This window comes from Shinella sp. R2-11 (genome assembly GCF_055330205.1).
The window spans coordinates 22,398-37,489 of record NZ_JBVAPC010000007.1 but is presented as its reverse complement, the minus strand read 5'-3'; the positions used below and the strand labels follow the sequence as shown (position 1 = coordinate 37,489).

Sequence of the window (15,092 nt, the reverse complement as noted above, 5' to 3'; positions counted from 1 at the left end):
GCCGGCGCAAGACGCTTGCGAAAGGCGGCCCGGCAAATATAGTCGCCGCTTCCCCGCCGGTCCGGCGCAATCAGAAAACAGGAATGAAGCGGCATGTCCGAGCCAAGGAAAATCATCATCGACACCGATCCCGGCCAGGACGACGCCGCCGCCATCATGCTGGCGCTCGGCAGCCCGGAGCTGGAAATCCTCGGCATCACCACGGTCGCCGGCAACGTGCCGCTGTCGCGCACCTCCACCAATGCCCGCATCATCCTGGAATTCTGCTCCCGGCCGGATGTCAGGGTCTTCGCCGGCGCCGACAGGCCGATCGCCCGTCCGCTGGTGACGGCCGAGCACGTCCACGGCAAGACCGGCCTCGACGGCCCGGACCTGCACGAGCCGAAGATGCAGCTCGAAACGCAGCACGCCGTCGACTTCATCGTCGAGACGCTGAAGCGCGAGCCCGCCGGCACGGTGACGCTCTGCACGCTCGGCCCGCTGACGAACATCGCGCTCGCGCTGGAAAAGGCGCCGGAGATCGCCGGCCGCGTGCGCGAGCTGGTCATGATGGGCGGCGGCTTCTTCGAGGGGGGCAACATCACGCCGGCCGCCGAATTCAACGTCTATGTCGACCCGGAGGCGGCCGCCGCCGTCTTCAGGTCCGGCATCCCGATCGTCATGATGCCGCTCGACGTCACCCACAAGGTGCTGACGCTGAAGAGCCGCGTCGAGACGCTGCGCGCGATCGGCAACCGCCCGGCGCTCGCCCTCGTCCAGATGCTGGAATTCTTCGAGCGTTTCGACATCGAGAAATACGGCTCCGACGGCGGCCCGCTGCACGATCCGACGGTCATCGCCTATCTGCTGAAGCCGGAGCTTTTCGGCGGGCGCGATTGCAATGTCGAGGTCGAGACGGCTTCGCCGCTCACCGTCGGCATGACCGTGGTCGACTGGTGGCAGGTGACGGACCGCAAGCACAATGCGCGCGTCATGAAGGATGTCGATGCGGACGGCTTCTTCGCGCTTCTCACCGAGCGCGTCGGGCGCCTTTGATGCGCGGCCCCGCTCCGGGGACGGAGGCCCGCTTCCACAAGGAGATGGCGGGCCTCTACGACCGCTTTGCGGAACTCGGCTTCCGCCCCGTCCTGCTGCGCCGCTGCATCACGCTCAACGGCGGCGTGGCGGCGGCGAAGGAGCTCGTCTTCACCCCCGGCACGACCGGCCTCGAACGTCTCCTCGACGCCGGCAAGCCGGAGCTTTCCATGGAGGCGCTGATGCTGCGCCCGGAATACCGGGACCTCTTCACCGAGCTGGAGCTGAAGGAAGCCGCCCGCCGCCTCGCCAATGCCGCCCCCGGCCGCTCCCGCGGCCGCCTCCAGCCCCAGCCGACGGAACGCAAGTAACCCGCCCGGCCCGCGGGCGGGCCGTCACGTTCATTCGCCTGTCATCGCGGCATGGTCAAAGGGGCCATGCTCGAAGACACCGCTCCAGATTCGTCCTTCCCCGCCGCGTCCGGTGACCGGGCGCCCACCGTCCTCGTCGTGACGGATGCCTGGCGGCCGCAACTCAACGGCGTGGTGCACACGCTGGAGGAACTGGCCCGCTCGGCGGCGGAGGAGGGGGTGGATGTCGTCTTCCTGACGCCGGAGAAATTCGCGACCATCCCGCTGCCCTCCTACCCGGAGATCCGGCTCGCCATCGCGTCGAGTCGCCAGGTGCTGGCCGAGATCGAGGCCGTCGCGCCGGATTACATCCATATCGCGACCGAGGGGCCGCTCGGCATGGCGGCGCGACGCGCCTGCCTGCAGCGCCGGCTGCCCTTCACCACCGCCTACCACACGCGCTTTCCCGAATTCATCAGCGCGCGCCTGCCCATACCGGAAAGCTGGAGCTACTGGTGGCTGCGGCGCTTCCACAATTCCGGCGCGGGCATGATGGTGGCCACCAGGTCGCTCGGCGCGGAAATGGCGGCGCGCGGCTTCGTGCGCATCAAGCGCTGGTCGCGCGGGGTGGATACCAGGCTGTTCGACCCGGCAAGGCGGCGCGATCTTGGCCTGCCGCGCCCGGTCTTCCTCAATGTCGGGCGCGTGGCGGTGGAGAAGAACCTGCCCGCCTTCCTCGGCCTCGATCTGCCGGGCAGCAAGGTCGTCGTCGGCGACGGGCCGGACCTCGCGGCGCTCCGCCAGCGCTATCCGAACGTGCATTTCCTCGGCCGCAAGACCGGCGAGGAGCTTGCGGCCGTCTACGCCTCGGCCGACGTCTTCGTCTTCCCGAGCCGCACGGATACGTTCGGCAATGTCATGCTGGAAGCCTTGGCGAGCGGCATTCCCGTCGCCGCCTTCCCGGTCACGGCCCCGCGCGATGTGCTGGGCGAGGCGGGGGCGTTGTCGGAGGACCTGCGGGAGGCGGCCCTTGCCGCGCTCGATATCCCGAAGGACGTCGCCCGCGCCCGCGCCATGGCCTATAGCTGGCGCGCCTGCGCCCGCCAGTTCCTCGGAAACCTTGCCCGCGTGCCGCGCGGTGCTTTCGCGGCACGCCGTTTGAGCCTGCGTTAGTTCGCGGCTTTCAGCAGCGCCGCGACAAGGCCCGCCGTCGAGGAATCGTGCCCGGCGGCGCTCTCCTTGCCTTCCACGACCGGCAGCAGGCCTGTCGCCAGCTCCTTGCCGAGCTCCACGCCCCACTGGTCGAAGGAGTTGATGTTGAACAGCGCGCCTTCCACGAAGACGCGGTGCTCGTAGAGCGCGATCAGCCGGCCGAGCGCAAACGGCGTCAGGCTGTCATAGACCATGGTGATCGACGGGCGGTTGCCGGAGAAGACACGGTGCGGCGCGATCCTGTCGGCCTTTGCCTCGTCCATGCCCTTCGAGGTGAGCTGCGCCTTCGCCTCTTCGAGCGAGCGGCCCTTCATCAGCGCTTCCGACTGCGCCAGGCAATTGGCGATGAGGAGCTGGTGCTGGTGGCGCAGGTTCTTCTCGTGGCCGTTGGCCGCGATCATGAACTCGGTCGGGATGATCGAGGTGCCCTGGTGGATGAGCTGGTAGAAGGCGTGCTGGCCGTTGGTGCCGGGCTCGCCCCAGACGACCGGGCCGGTCTTGCAGGCGACTGGCGTCGAATCCACCGTCACCGACTTGCCGTTCGATTCCATGTCGAGCTGCTGGAGATAGGCCGGGAAGCGCGACAGGCGCTGGTCATAGGGCAGGATGGCGCGCGAGGGATAGTTCAGCACGTTGCGATGGTAGAAGCCGATGAGGCCGAGCAGCATCGGGATGTTCTGACGGATCGGCGCCTCGCGGAAGTGATTGTCGATGGCATGGCCGCCGGCGAGGAACTCAGCGAAATCGTCTTTGCCGATGGCGATCATCAGCGGCAGGCCGATGGCTGACCAGATCGAATAACGCCCGCCGACCCAATCCCAGAAGCCGAAGACGCGCGCTTCGTCGATGCCGAAGGCCGCGACCTTGTCGAGCGCCGTGGAGACCGCGCAGAAATGGTGGCCGACGGCGGCCTCGCCCAGCTTGTCGGCGATGAATGCGCGCGCCGTTGCGGCATTGGTCATCGTCTCGATGGTGGTGAAGGTCTTGGAGGCGACGATGAAGAGCGTCGTCTCGGCCTCCAGCAGCTTCAGCGTGTCGGCGATATGCGCACCGTCGATATTGGAGACGAAGTGCAGGCGCGGGCCGTCATGGTAGGGCGCGAGCGCCAGCGTCGCCATGACCGGGCCGAGATCCGAGCCGCCGATGCCGATATTGACGACATCGGTGATCTTCCTGCCCGTCGCGCCTTTCAGCGCGCCCGAGCGGATCGCCTCGGCGAAGGCGCCCATGGCGTCGAGCACCGAATTGACATCCGGCATGACGTCCTTGCCCTCGACGAGGACGGGCGTGTTGGCGCGGTTGCGCAGCGCCGTGTGCAGCACCGCGCGCTCTTCCGTGATGTTGATGATCTCGCCGGCGAACATGGCGTCGCGCTTCTTCTCGACGCCGGCTTCCTTCGCCAAGGCCTCCAGCGTATCCAGCACGACGTCGTTCACCGCGCATTTGGAATAATCGAAGAGAAAGTCGCCGAGCGTGGTGCTGTAGCGGGAGAACCGCTGCGGGTCGGCCGAAAAGGCGGCCCGGATGTCTGTGGCATTGGTATCGCGGACGATGGATTTCAGCTTTTCGACAAGCGCGTTCATCGGCGTCTTCCCTGGCTTTGGACGATGCCGCTAGCTAGTCGCTTTGATATGGTCAAATCAAGACCGGAAAGGCCGCTTGCCCGAAAAAATTAAATCGGTTTAACCGCGGCCGCCCGTCAGCCGCGCAGGTCCTTGCGCAGAATCTTGCCGACATTGGACTTGGGCAGCTCGGTGCGGAATTCGACGAATTTCGGCCGCTTGTAATTGGTGAGGTTCGCCGCGCAATGCGCCTTCACGTCGGCTTCCGTCAGTGCCGGGTCCTTCTTCACGACGAAGAGCTTCACCGCTTCGCCGGAATGCTCGTCCGGCACGCCGATGGCCGCGCATTCGAGGATGCCGGGATGCGACATCGCCACTTCCTCCACCTCGTTGGGGAAGACGTTGAAGCCGGAGACGAGGATCATGTCCTTCTTGCGATCGACGATCTTGGTATAGCCCTCCGCCGTCATGAAGCCGATATCGCCTGAGCGGAAGAAGCCGTCCGGCGTCATCACCTTGGCCGTCTCGTCCGGGCGCTGCCAGTAGCCGGCCATGACCTGCGGGCCGCGGATGCAGATCTCGCCGACCTCGCCGAGCGCCAGCGTGCGGCCGTCGTCGTCGCGGATCTCGATCTCGGTGGAGGGCAGCGGCAGGCCGATCGTGCCGGTGAATTCCGGCCGGTCGAAGCGGTTGGCGGTCGCCACCGGCGAGGTCTCGGAAAGGCCGTAGCCCTCGGTGATCGCGCAGCCCGTCATCTTTTGCCAGCGTTCTGCGACCGGCCGCTGCACCGCCATGCCGCCGCCGAGCGTCAGGACGAGCTCGGAGAAATCGAGCCTGGAGAAATCCGGATTGTTCATCAGCGCGTTGAACAGCGTGTTGAGGCCCGGGAAGATATGGGTGCGGTATTTCGCCAGTTCCTTGACGAAGGCGGGAATGTCGCGCGGATTGGCGATGAGCACGTTATGGCCGCCGAGCGCGATGCCCATCAGCCCGTTCACCGTCAGCGCGAAGATATGGTAGAGCGGCAGCGCGCAGATGAAGGTGAGCTGCTCCGGCCGCTTCTTGATCGTGAAGGTCGGCTCGATCCACAGCTTGATCTGCTCCATGTTGGAGAGCAGGTTCGCATGGGTGAGGATGGCGCCCTTGGAAACGCCCGTCGTGCCGCCGGTATATTGCAGGAAGGCCATGTCGCCCGGCGCGATCGCGACCGGCTTCACCGCGCCGCGCGCGCCTTCCGCCATCACCTGCCTGAACGGGACATGCCCGGGCAGCGACCATTCCGGCACGAGCTTCTTCACCTTGCGCACGACGAGATTGACGATGAGGCCCTTGAGGCCGAGCATGTCGCCCATCGTCGCGACCACCACGTGGCGCACGTCCGTGCGCGCGACGACCTGCGCCACGGTGCCCGCGAAATTCTCCAGCACGAACAGCGCCTTGGCGCCGGCATCCTTGAGCTGGTGCTCCAGCTCGCGCGGCGTATAGAGCGGGTTGACGTTCACCACGACGAGCCCGGCGCGTAGGATGCCGAAGATGATCACCGGATTCTGCAGGATGTTCGGCATCATGACGGCGACGCGGTCGCCCTTTTCCAGCCCCCGCGCCTGCAGCCAGACGGCGACCGTCCGGGAGGTGGCATCGAAGTCGCGGAAGGTCAGCGTCTTGCCCATGCTGGTGAAGGCCGGGCGGTCGGCAAAGCGCGCGCAGCAGCTTTCCACCAGCGCACCGATGGAATCGTGGGCGAGCGGGGCGATCTCTCCCGCCATGCCGTCCGGATAGGAGGAGAGCCAGAAGCGGCCGGACGGCGCGGTTGACGGATGCATCTGTGAGACCGACATATGTGCTCCTCCTCGTTGGGCGCGGGCATCGTCCGTCCCGCCGCAGCGAAAGGCCCTCCAACCGTCCGATGCCGACAGGATGATGCTTTTGTCGGGCGCCATCAAGAGACATCGCTATCTTACATTGACGTAAACGTCAACAATCCGCAGTGACGGTCTCGGCTTGCCCTTCGGGCCGCCGCCTGCGGCGTCTCGGCGCGCCGCCGCTGAAAAAGACCACGTATATGTTTAACATTCTTCCGCTACACCTTATCTTGGTGGTCCGGCGCGGACGCCGGAGCCATGGAGTGGACGAGTTTGTTGCATTCGGAACATCGCAAAAGTGAGCCCCGGTTTCTCGGCGCGGCGCGCCAGGGCGGCGCTGCGCTCATCTCCCCGATCTCGGCGGCGCGGTGGCTTCTCGTCCTCATCGTCTTCGCCGGCATCTATTTCTTCCACGGTTTCGTCGTGCCGGTGCTGGCCGCGCTGGTCATCGCCTTTGCGAGCTGGCCGCTCTATTCGCGCCTCCTGGCGCAGGTGAAGGGCAACCGCACGCTCGCCGCCTCCATCGCCATCCTCCTCATCCTCGCCTTCATCGTTGGGCCGATCGTGATCGCCTCGACCTATGCCCTGCACGAGATCCGCGACTGGATCGGCTGGGCCGTCGAGACGAACCGCACCGGCGCTCCGACGCCGGAATGGATCGGCGCGCTGCCCGTGGTGGGCGGCTGGCTCGACATGCAATGGACGCGCTTCCTCGATCATCCGGGCGCGATCGGCGAACTGACGCAGATCGTCAGCGGCGCCAATATCGGCAATATCTACCGCGTGGCGCTGGCGGCCGGCGGCAAGGCGTTCAACCTGCTGCTCGCCATGCTTTTCATGCTGATCGCGCTGTTCTTCATCTACCGCGACGGCCAGGCCTTCGCCGGCCAGGTCGACCGGCTCGGCGAGCGCATCCTGCCGATGCGCTGGGAGCGCATCTCGCGCATCGTGCCCGCGACGATCAGCTCGACCGTCACCGGCATGACGCTGATCGCCATCGGCGAAGGCATCGTTCTCGGCGTTGCCTACTGGATCGCCGGCGTGCCCTCGGCCGTCACGCTCGGCGTGCTCACTGGCGTCATGGCGCTGTTCCCGGGCGGCGCGCCGCTCTCCTTCACGCTGGTCTCGGTCTATCTCGTCTCCAGCGGCTCGCCCGTGGCGGGCCTCGCGCTCTTCGCCTGGGGCTCGGTGGAGCTCTTCATCGTCGACAAGACGCTGCGCCCGCGCCTCGTCGGCGGCCCGATCAAGCTGCCGTTCCTGCCCACCTTCTTCGGCCTGATCGGCGGCGTGAAGACCATGGGCTTCCTCGGCCTCTTCATCGGCCCGGTCCTGATGGCTCTGCTCGTCGCCATCTGGCGCGAATGGATTCGTGAGGTCGAGGCGACCGAGCCCGCCTCGGCGATCCTGCTCGATCCCCACGCCGAGCCGCCCCCCTTGCCCGGCAAGGAACGCAATGTCGGCTGAAGCCCGGCCGCTTAGCGTTCTCCTTCGGCGCAGAACCGGGCGAAATCCGCAAGATAGGCACGCATCGTCTCGACGGCATCCGCGGCGCGCAGCCGCTCGGCGATATCGTCCGGCGAAAGCGCCATCAGGGGAAAGCGCAGGAAAATATCCGCGCTGAACCGCCCGCTGACCGTCGCAAGCACGGTGCGCAACTGCCCGAGCATGTCGTCGCCGCGATGGGAGGCATGGCGGCAAGGGAGGCACGGCGAGTCAGGCGAGGAAGGCGGCATCACGGGGCTTTAGGGTTTTGGCATTTTATCTGCCCGGACAGGCATGCCTCGCCTATGGCGGACGATGTATATGACAGAAGCGTGATGTATGTTTGATGCTCCGGCAGTCTGTAATGGGCTTTCACGATCATCCTTTGCGTCTTGCGCCCCAGAAATGGCCACCAGGGCTCCAGCTTCCCCTTCAGGAACATTTCCTGGACGAGACATTTTTTCAATTCGGCCGCCTGTTCGTTTGCGTCCAGCATCCTTGCGACCAAGCCCTTGCAAAAAACTTCGGTCTGAAGCTGAGGGAATGGGTATTCTTCCTCAGCGGATGCGGACGAGGTCGTGTAGCCGAGTAACAGGCATAGTGCGAAAACCGCGTCGCGCATGAGGCCTCTCCAGGGATTCTGGTTGAAACATATGACGAACCTGGCCAATCTGCAATTGCAGGGCCATGCGCTCAACCGACCGGCTTCGTCGACTATCCGTCCCTCGATAACTGTGAGATCATATGGATTTCGCCTTGGCAATGCTCTGTTTTCTGATCGCTTTTGCGCTCGTGATCATAGGCATCGTTGTGTTTGTCTTTCTCGGCCTTCGCCGAATCTGGCGACGGACGAGATCCGATCAGCTCGTTCTGCGCGGCCTCATCGTCGTGTTGGGCGTGGGGTTCGTTGTGGCGCCCTACATGGCATTCAAGTTTGAAGAACGACGCTGGATTCTGGCACACGTTCCCCAGCCTCTCGACGTTGCAGAGATCGAATTCAGGGTGGAGGAACTCTACGGCATGGGTTTCATGCCCGGCGACAACGAAACCGGCTTTGTCGTTTATCGATTGACCGACGCCAGCGCATTATGGGCGCGGGACCAAGGGCGCCGCCTGGGTGAAGCGCTCGAAGGAGCCGAAGGCACATGGCTCATGACGCCAGTCGATGACAGGAGCACCGAGCAAGCCGTCAGCCAGTGGCATCCCTACGACAACCCGCCGGTTCGGGGAGTTGAACGCATTGCCCGCGATCCTCCAAGCGTATCGGAGTTCCTGGGCAAGTATGGCTTTGAAATCTCCATCGATGCACGGTTCGAGCGCGAAGCCAACGAAGCGATACAGTCCGGAGGATCGCTTTACCATTATGGGCCGGGCGGCAGCGTTACGATCGTCGATCCGAACAAGGGAAAGGTGTATTTCTTCTACGCTGGGTGAATGCGCTGGCTTCCGATGGATTGCCATTCCCTCATTCGTCCGTGCGGTTCCAGTAATCGTGATCCAGATCCGTCCAGACATAGAAGCCGTTCCACAGGCCGAGCCAAACGCGCAAGGGGCCCGCGGCGCCTGAAAGCATGATTTCGATGCCGGTGTCTTGTCGTTCCTCAGGGAAAAAGGCCAGGGTGGCCGCACCCATGAGTGCACTCCCCGCCCACAGTCCGTAGATCAGCCAGAGTGTGGGCCAGACATAAGCGACGACCGCCAGGCAAATGAGCAGGATCGCGCGGTAGATACTGAGCTTCGACAAGAGTGCCTCCAGACCGCTTTCAAGCATGTCGCCATCGGCACTATCTTGGCAACAGGGAGCATCTGTGACGAGACCAAGCAGCCCTGACATCCACCTAGCGCAGACTGACGGATAACCGCAGAGGACCGCTGGGCTTTGACTTTACCTGGATACTTGAAAAAAATGGTGCCGCTTAGGTGACTCGAACACCTGACCCCATCATTACGAATTGTTTTTCGCAATAATATCAGAGATTTAGACGCTGTACGAAATCATTGGACCCTACTGGACAAGCCATTGGTCGGAATCCACTTTCAGGAGCTGAGAAGTAGCACAGGGTATCACCCCGTTGCCACCTCTTTGACCCCGCGACACTACTAGAAGCCTACAGTTCACGGTTGGCCCTACTAATCGGCACCGCACCCCGCCGGACCTCCCCCCATCAACGGCGTTCTCAGATTAGGGTGCGGGCGGGAGTCCGTGGGCGTCGGGATGTCCCGGATCGGCCGGATTCTTGATGTTCAGGCATTGGCGGAAACGGTAAGCGCTTGATCTGTCAGTCCAAGCGGGTGATCTTGGCGCTTCAGGCTGGGGGGAAGTGCATTGCAGACGGACGATTTTTCGATCGAAACAATATTGGCCGAAGGCCGCCGATTTATGGTTCCGCTGTATCAGCGGAAATACCAGTGGGCAGACGAGCGGCTGGTACCCTTTTGGGATGATGCCGAAGCAAAGGCCGCAGAAGTGCTCGGCGGCAACAATCGATTTCAGCACTACATGGGCGCTCTCATCCTAGCACCTCTTGGCGAAGGTTCGCAAATTGGAGTGACGCCAAGGGTGCAGGTGGTCGATGGTCAGCAGCGGCTAACGACCTTTCAGCTTTTCCTTGCGGCACTGCGCGAGGTGGCCCGGACGCACCAGTTCGCCGGCATCATTGATCAAGCGAATGGCTACCTGTTTAATCAGCCGCGCTCGAAAGACACTGACCCGCTGGTAAGGTTCAAGCTGACACCGACGCCATCGGACCGCGAAGTCTTCCACGACATCATAGATACTGAGTATCCAAAGGTCCGGGCGAAGTACCAGCGCTTTTATTGGGGCAGTGGCGTTCCGAAGAACACACCGTTCCGGGCGTTGCGTGCATACGACCTGTTTCGGAAGTGGATCAGCGAATTTGCGCTGAACGGCCCCAGCGACGCTGAACCTGACACAGAAGATGAGTCGGTCGAAGCGGCAGATGAGGGCGCCACGCCGGAGGTAATCGAGCAGCGCCTTGATGCCCTGCTAAGCGCCGTCCTTGCCCAAATGAAGCTCGTCGTCATCACACTAGGCGAGGGCGACGACGCTCAGGTCATTTTCGAGACGCTAAATTCCAAGGGAGAACCGCTCCTGGCTATGGACTTGGTACGGAACAACATCTTCCACCGGGCCGAGAAGCAACCCACGGCTACGGATGAGCTTTATAAAGAGCTTTGGGACCCGTTCGACGCGCCTTGGTGGCGCGAGGACGCTCCGAACGCTCGGCCTCGGCGTCCGCGAATTGATCACTTCCTCGCGCATGTCCTTGCCGCCGAGACCGGTGCGAGTATCGCCATGCGCGAACTCTATGCAGAGTATCGCGCGTTCGCGGTTCCGAAAGGACGGCCCCGTTTCCCGAATGTCGAAGACGAACTGAAGGTGTTGCAACGACACTCGCCAATCTATGAAACCCTAGAGGGCCGGGCAGACGAGAATCCGACAATGGCTTGGCTGGGTCGAAAGCTGGCAACTTGGCAAGTCACCACGGCATACCCGATTGCATTGCAGATCGCTGCGGCAGGGCTTCCAGACGATGAGCAAGACAGCATCGCCCGGCTGGTCTATTCCTACATCGTCCGCCGCGCCGTCTGCGACCTCACCAACAAGAATCTCAACAAGCTGTTTCAGGCTGTCTCGCAGAAATTCTTTGAAGATGGTCCGTCCTATGACAACCTTCGGGACTTCTTCGTCACCCGCTCGGGAGAGAGTTCGCGTTTTCCCGGCGATGAAGAATTCCGGCGCGGCATTCTGCAGAACCCTGTCTATCAACTGGCTCCCGGCGACCGCAACAAGGATATCCTGTGGGAGCTTGAGCTAGCCAGCCGCTCGAAGTTTGCGGAGAAGGTCGCTCGTCCGGGTGGGCTGTGGACTGAGCACGTCTTGCCGGTGTCGTGGACTGAGGACTGGCCGTTCGCTGAAGGTGAGTTCATACCGCGCGGTCAAGGGCACCAGCAGGCGGAAGACCGCGACCGGTTGCTGCACACGCTGGGCAACCTGACCTTGATCACCGGTGCCCTCAACATTTCATCGGGCAACAAGGGCTTCGCTCAAAAGCGCGAGAAGTTTGACGAGCACACGTCGCTTTTCCTGAACAAGTGGTTCGCCAAGCGGGATTCATGGACCGAAGCCGACATCCAGGAAAGGGGTGAGCATCTAGCGGAAAAGGCGTTAGTCATCTGGCCCGGATTGGGAGCGTGACCTTCGCCTGCGATGGCGCACTACATGATGACGGGCCGGAATATCGACTCCGGTGTAATCAGGCTTGGCGCAATGATGCCGTTGGCCGGGTTCGACATCCTCAGGCCGAACCCTTTTTCAAGCCACGGCAGGATATCGGTTTCGCTCGTAACCCGGATATAGTCTGCCTCGAAACGGGTCTTGGACACCACATAACTGCCGTCCTCATGTTTGTGAGGAAATAGTAGCTCCCCCGAACGAGCGCCCCGGCTGACGAATGCGTGCAGGCTATGCTTTGGCACTCAAAATTCTCCGAATGAATGGTCGCTGTCGTGAAATTCATTCCGCCGCCTTGCCTTCCCGCACGCGCCTGAAGATTTCGAGCGCAAGGTGTTCATGGGCAGCCGAACGAAATTCCTTGTCGGTCATCACGCGCGAGAAGATTTCCTCGTTGCCTTCCATGCGGTCGATGAACAATTCGTCCAGCATCCGCTCCAGATAGGAAGAGAAGTTGGCGAGGTTGTTCGCCTTGGCGGCTTCGACGATCTTGTCGTCTTCCTCTGCGCTCGCACGTATCTGATCGAAAAAGAACTGGTCGGCTTCGGTGAAATTCGTGCCGAACCGCTCGTTCAGCTTCGACACCAGCGTGGACAGTGCAACTGCTTCCTCGCTAAAGCCGCCTGTACCAACATCGGTCGGTCCTTTAAGCGGCGCGGCTTCGCCATAGCCAAGATCGATTGACCCTTCGGTCATCTGTTGGAGGCGGAAGAAGCGGAGCGCGACTTCGTCGTCCAAGGCGAAAGCTTGGCCGTCGCCGGGTGGCGGTAGCTTGGCGATGAGATTGCGGACGAAGGCGTACAGCTTTTCAAGTTCGCTGTCCTGATAGGGGATGATCTGCGAGAGGAAAGCATAGAGGTTGCGGAAGGCAGTCAGTTGGCCGCGAAACTCGTCCTGTTGCTGTTCTTCCCTCTCGCCAAATCTCTGCACGACCGCGTCGAGCACCGCATTCATCAGGCGGTGGTCGGTGGCAGAGTGATCACGCTTGCCACGATACCATACCTCGGCAAAGGCATTGATATCATCCGGCGCGAAAATCGCCCATTCCAATAGCTTGTGCTGTAACTCGGACAGGCGGTGAGGATCGGCATTCTCGCCAATCGGCGTCGCCTCGTAATAGGGCTTGAACGCCTTGTAGATGTCGTCTTCCTCGTTGGCGAAATCGAGCACGAAGGTGCGCGCCTTGCCGGGAGCCATGCGGTTTAGTCTGGAGAGCGTTTGCACGGCCTGCACCCCTGCCAAGCGCTTGACCACGTACATGGTCTGCAACAAGGGCTGATCAAAGCCGGTTTGATATTTCTCGGCTACCAGGAGGACGCGGTAATCGTCGCGCTCAAAGGTTTCGGGCAGTTCGCTTTCGGCTAAGCCCTCGTTCATGGAAACTTCGGTGTAGGACGCGCCGGGGTCTTCCGGGTCCTCGACTGTGCCTGAAAACGCCACCAGTGACCGAATTCCCGTGTAGCCGTTGTTCCTGATATAGTGGTCGAAGGCTAGCTTGTATTTGACGGCGGCGAGCCGCGAACCGGTGACGACCATCGCCTTGGCCCGTCCGCCAAGCTCATGCATCACGTAGAGCCGGAAATGCTCCACGATGACCGATACGACTTGCTCGATATTGACAGGGTGCAGTTCCAGATACCGCGTCAGCGCCTTCGCCGCCTTCTTGCGCGGAACTTCGGGGTCGTTCTCCACCTGTTTGATCAGACCGAAGAAGCGCTTGTAGGTCGTGTAGTTTAGAAGCACGTCCATGATGAAGCCTTCTTCGATGGCTTGCCGCATGGTGTACTCATGAAACGGCGATGTGCCAGACGGTCCCGGCTCGTCAAACAGCACCTTGGTTTTGAACTTCGGTGTGGCTGTGAAGGCGAAGAACGAAAGGTTCGGCTGCCGGGCGCGCTTCAGCGCATCGCGCAGCATCGCCGCCTTGGCCTCGTCGGAAAGATCGTCATCCTCTTCTTCTGACATCTGTGCCGCGATTGCGGCCTCAATACTGTCCTTGTTCAGCATCCCCTTGAGCGCCGTGGCGGTCTCACCGCTTTGCGAGGAATGGGCCTCGTCCACGATCACTGCGAAGCGCTTGCCTGCCGTGTCGATCTTTACGCCTGTGCCCTTGCCTTCGAGGGTAGACAGCGCCTGCGAGATGAACGGGAATTTTTGAATCGTCGTGATGACAATCGGCGTGCCCTGAGACAGGGCGCGAACGAGTTGCTGGGTGTCTTCGTCGATCTTCTCGACCACCCCGGTTTTGTGCTCGAATTGATAGATGGTGTTCTGCAATTGTTGGTCGAGCACGCGCCGGTCGGTGACAACCACGACCGAATGAAACACCTTCTCGTCATTGGCGTCGTGCAGGCTCGCCAGCCGATGCGCCAGCCACGCTATGGAGTTGGATTTCCCCGATCCCGCCGAGTGCTGAATGAGGTAATTTCGCCCTGTGCCGTACTCGCGCGCATGGGAAACGAGTTTGCGCACCGCGTCGAGTTGGTGATAGCGGGGGAACACCATCGTTTCCTTGCGGATGGTGCGCACGCCTTTGTCGGTCTTGACCTGCCGCTCCTTCACCTCCAGGTGCATAAAGCGCTGCAAGATGTCGATCAGGCTATCGGCCTGGAGCACCTCGTCCCAGAGGTAGTGGGTTTTCCAGTTTCCCTCGACAGGCGGATTGCCCGCACCATGATTGTTGCCTCTGTTGAACGGGAGAAAAACCGTCTCCTTGCCCTTGAGGCGCGTGGTCATCCACACCTCGTCCGGGTCCACCGCGAAATGCACCAGCGCCCGTTTTTTGAAGGCGAACAGCAAATCGCGCTCGTCGCGCGCATCGCAATATTGGCGAACGGCATCCGCCGCGCGCTGCCCGGTTAGCGGGTTTTTCAGTTCCGCTGTGGCCACGGGCAGACCATTGACGCTCAATGTCACGTCAATGATGCAGCGCCGGTTCTTGCCTTCGGCGTTTTTCATTATCGAGGTGAAGGCGACCTGCCGCGCGATGGTCAGGCGGTTCGCGGCATAGGACGCGGCGGCCTCGGGGTTCATGCCGGAGTTCGGGCGGAAATAGGCCAGCCGAAACGTCTTGCCGTAGCATTTGAAACCATGCCGCAGGACGTGGAGCGTGCCCTTGATGTCGAGTTCCTTGGCGAGACTGTCCAGCACCGTCGCTTCGGTCTTCGCCCCGAGCAGGGCTTCAAGCTGTGCCCACCTTGCCGCCTGACTGTCCCTGAGAAAGCCAGTTACATCCCCGGGAAACAACGCCAACAACTCGTCATAAGCGGCGGGTGAGCGCATGGCATAGCCGCCCGCGCCGACTAGTCCAGCTTCGATGGCTGTCTCAAAATCGCTTTCAGTATGCCCCGCCATG

General features: G+C 62.2%; 13 protein-coding genes. 6 read left to right on the top strand and 7 right to left on the bottom strand.

Going from position 1 to position 15,092, the window contains the following annotated elements; genetic code table 11:
- Positions 1-93 precede the first annotated feature (93 nt).
- From ACZ1A1_RS17540 to ACZ1A1_RS17530, 3 genes are all read left to right on the top strand, one after another.
- Positions 94-1,035: a nucleoside hydrolase gene (locus ACZ1A1_RS17540; RefSeq protein WP_463620925.1), complete on the top strand. Its 942-nt coding sequence runs from the start codon at positions 94-96 to the stop codon at positions 1,033-1,035.
- Positions 1,035-1,385 carry a hypothetical protein gene (locus ACZ1A1_RS17535; protein ID WP_463620924.1) on the top strand — a complete coding sequence of 117 codons (351 nt, stop codon included), beginning with the start codon at positions 1,035-1,037 and terminating at the stop codon, positions 1,383-1,385. The genes ACZ1A1_RS17540 and ACZ1A1_RS17535 overlap by 1 nt, the downstream gene beginning before the upstream one ends.
- Positions 1,386-1,451: 66 nt before the next feature.
- Entirely contained in the window at positions 1,452-2,537 is a 1,086-nt protein-coding gene (locus ACZ1A1_RS17530) for a glycosyltransferase family 4 protein (protein WP_463620923.1), read from the top strand.
- Here ACZ1A1_RS17530 and pgi read toward each other — a convergent pair.
- Both pgi and ACZ1A1_RS17520 read right to left on the bottom strand, forming a co-directional pair.
- The gene (gene pgi / locus ACZ1A1_RS17525; protein ID WP_463620922.1) at positions 2,534-4,159 is read right to left on the bottom strand and encodes a glucose-6-phosphate isomerase; all 1,626 of its coding nucleotides are present in this window, start codon (positions 4,157-4,159) and stop codon (positions 2,534-2,536) included. The genes ACZ1A1_RS17530 and pgi overlap by 4 nt on opposite strands.
- A gap of 116 nt (positions 4,160-4,275) precedes the next feature.
- Positions 4,276-5,976 carry a long-chain-fatty-acid--CoA ligase gene (locus tag ACZ1A1_RS17520; RefSeq protein ID WP_463620921.1) on the bottom strand — a complete coding sequence of 567 codons (1,701 nt, stop codon included), beginning with the start codon at positions 5,974-5,976 and terminating at the stop codon, positions 4,276-4,278.
- Between the two features lie 282 nt (positions 5,977-6,258).
- On the opposite strand from ACZ1A1_RS17520, the gene ACZ1A1_RS17515 reads away from it, so the two are divergent.
- Positions 6,259-7,464: an AI-2E family transporter gene (locus ACZ1A1_RS17515; RefSeq protein WP_463620920.1), complete on the top strand. Its 1,206-nt coding sequence runs from the start codon at positions 6,259-6,261 to the stop codon at positions 7,462-7,464.
- A gap of 11 nt (positions 7,465-7,475) precedes the next feature.
- Here the strand turns inward: ACZ1A1_RS17515 and ACZ1A1_RS17510 are convergent, their stop codons facing one another.
- Together ACZ1A1_RS17510 and ACZ1A1_RS17505 are read right to left on the bottom strand one after the other, a co-directional pair.
- On the bottom strand, positions 7,476-7,667 hold the full coding sequence (locus tag ACZ1A1_RS17510; protein ID WP_463620919.1) for a hypothetical protein: 192 nt from the start codon (positions 7,665-7,667) through the stop codon (positions 7,476-7,478).
- A gap of 65 nt (positions 7,668-7,732) precedes the next feature.
- Complete coding sequence (locus tag ACZ1A1_RS17505) at positions 7,733-8,104, bottom strand: hypothetical protein (protein WP_463620918.1); 372 nt, start codon at positions 8,102-8,104, stop codon at positions 7,733-7,735.
- A 122-nt stretch (positions 8,105-8,226) separates the two neighbouring features.
- On the opposite strand from ACZ1A1_RS17505, the gene ACZ1A1_RS17500 reads away from it, so the two are divergent.
- Entirely contained in the window at positions 8,227-8,916 is a 690-nt protein-coding gene (locus tag ACZ1A1_RS17500; RefSeq protein ID WP_463620917.1) for a hypothetical protein, read from the top strand.
- A 31-nt stretch (positions 8,917-8,947) separates the two neighbouring features.
- Here the strand turns inward: ACZ1A1_RS17500 and ACZ1A1_RS17495 are convergent, their stop codons facing one another.
- Positions 8,948-9,226 (bottom strand): hypothetical protein, encoded by a 279-nt coding sequence (locus ACZ1A1_RS17495; RefSeq protein WP_463620916.1) that lies wholly within the window; start codon positions 9,224-9,226, stop codon positions 8,948-8,950.
- A 582-nt stretch (positions 9,227-9,808) separates the two neighbouring features.
- On the opposite strand from ACZ1A1_RS17495, the gene ACZ1A1_RS17490 reads away from it, so the two are divergent.
- Positions 9,809-11,701, top strand: a complete 1,893-nt coding sequence (locus ACZ1A1_RS17490; protein WP_463620915.1) for a DUF262 domain-containing protein — start codon at positions 9,809-9,811, stop codon at positions 11,699-11,701.
- A 20-nt stretch (positions 11,702-11,721) separates the two neighbouring features.
- Here the strand turns inward: ACZ1A1_RS17490 and ACZ1A1_RS17485 are convergent, their stop codons facing one another.
- Both ACZ1A1_RS17485 and ACZ1A1_RS17480 read right to left on the bottom strand, forming a co-directional pair.
- Positions 11,722-11,982: a hypothetical protein gene (locus ACZ1A1_RS17485; protein ID WP_463620914.1), complete on the bottom strand. Its 261-nt coding sequence runs from the start codon at positions 11,980-11,982 to the stop codon at positions 11,722-11,724.
- A gap of 37 nt (positions 11,983-12,019) precedes the next feature.
- Positions 12,020-15,091: a type I restriction endonuclease subunit R gene (locus ACZ1A1_RS17480; protein ID WP_463620913.1), complete on the bottom strand. Its 3,072-nt coding sequence runs from the start codon at positions 15,089-15,091 to the stop codon at positions 12,020-12,022.
- Between the last annotated feature and the right edge of the window lies 1 nt (position 15,092).

What these genes read in the sequence shown, in the direction of transcription:
- ACZ1A1_RS17540 (WP_463620925.1), top strand. Translation starts at nt 94, where the DNA reads ATGTCCGAGCCAAGGAAAATCATCATCGACACCGATCCCGGCCAGGAC.
- ACZ1A1_RS17535 (WP_463620924.1), top strand. Translation starts at nt 1,035, where the DNA reads ATGCGCGGCCCCGCTCCGGGGACGGAGGCCCGCTTCCACAAGGAGATG.
- ACZ1A1_RS17530 (WP_463620923.1), top strand. Translation starts at nt 1,452, where the DNA reads ATGCTCGAAGACACCGCTCCAGATTCGTCCTTCCCCGCCGCGTCCGGT.
- pgi (WP_463620922.1), bottom strand. Translation starts at nt 4,159, where the DNA reads ATGAACGCGCTTGTCGAAAAGCTGAAATCCATCGTCCGCGATACCAAT.
- ACZ1A1_RS17520 (WP_463620921.1), bottom strand. Translation starts at nt 5,976, where the DNA reads ATGTCGGTCTCACAGATGCATCCGTCAACCGCGCCGTCCGGCCGCTTC.
- ACZ1A1_RS17515 (WP_463620920.1), top strand. Translation starts at nt 6,259, where the DNA reads ATGGAGTGGACGAGTTTGTTGCATTCGGAACATCGCAAAAGTGAGCCC.
- ACZ1A1_RS17510 (WP_463620919.1), bottom strand. Translation starts at nt 7,667, where the DNA reads ATGCTCGGGCAGTTGCGCACCGTGCTTGCGACGGTCAGCGGGCGGTTC.
- ACZ1A1_RS17505 (WP_463620918.1), bottom strand. Translation starts at nt 8,104, where the DNA reads ATGCGCGACGCGGTTTTCGCACTATGCCTGTTACTCGGCTACACGACC.
- ACZ1A1_RS17500 (WP_463620917.1), top strand. Translation starts at nt 8,227, where the DNA reads ATGGATTTCGCCTTGGCAATGCTCTGTTTTCTGATCGCTTTTGCGCTC.
- ACZ1A1_RS17480 (WP_463620913.1), bottom strand. Translation starts at nt 15,091, where the DNA reads ATGGCGGGGCATACTGAAAGCGATTTTGAGACAGCCATCGAAGCTGGA.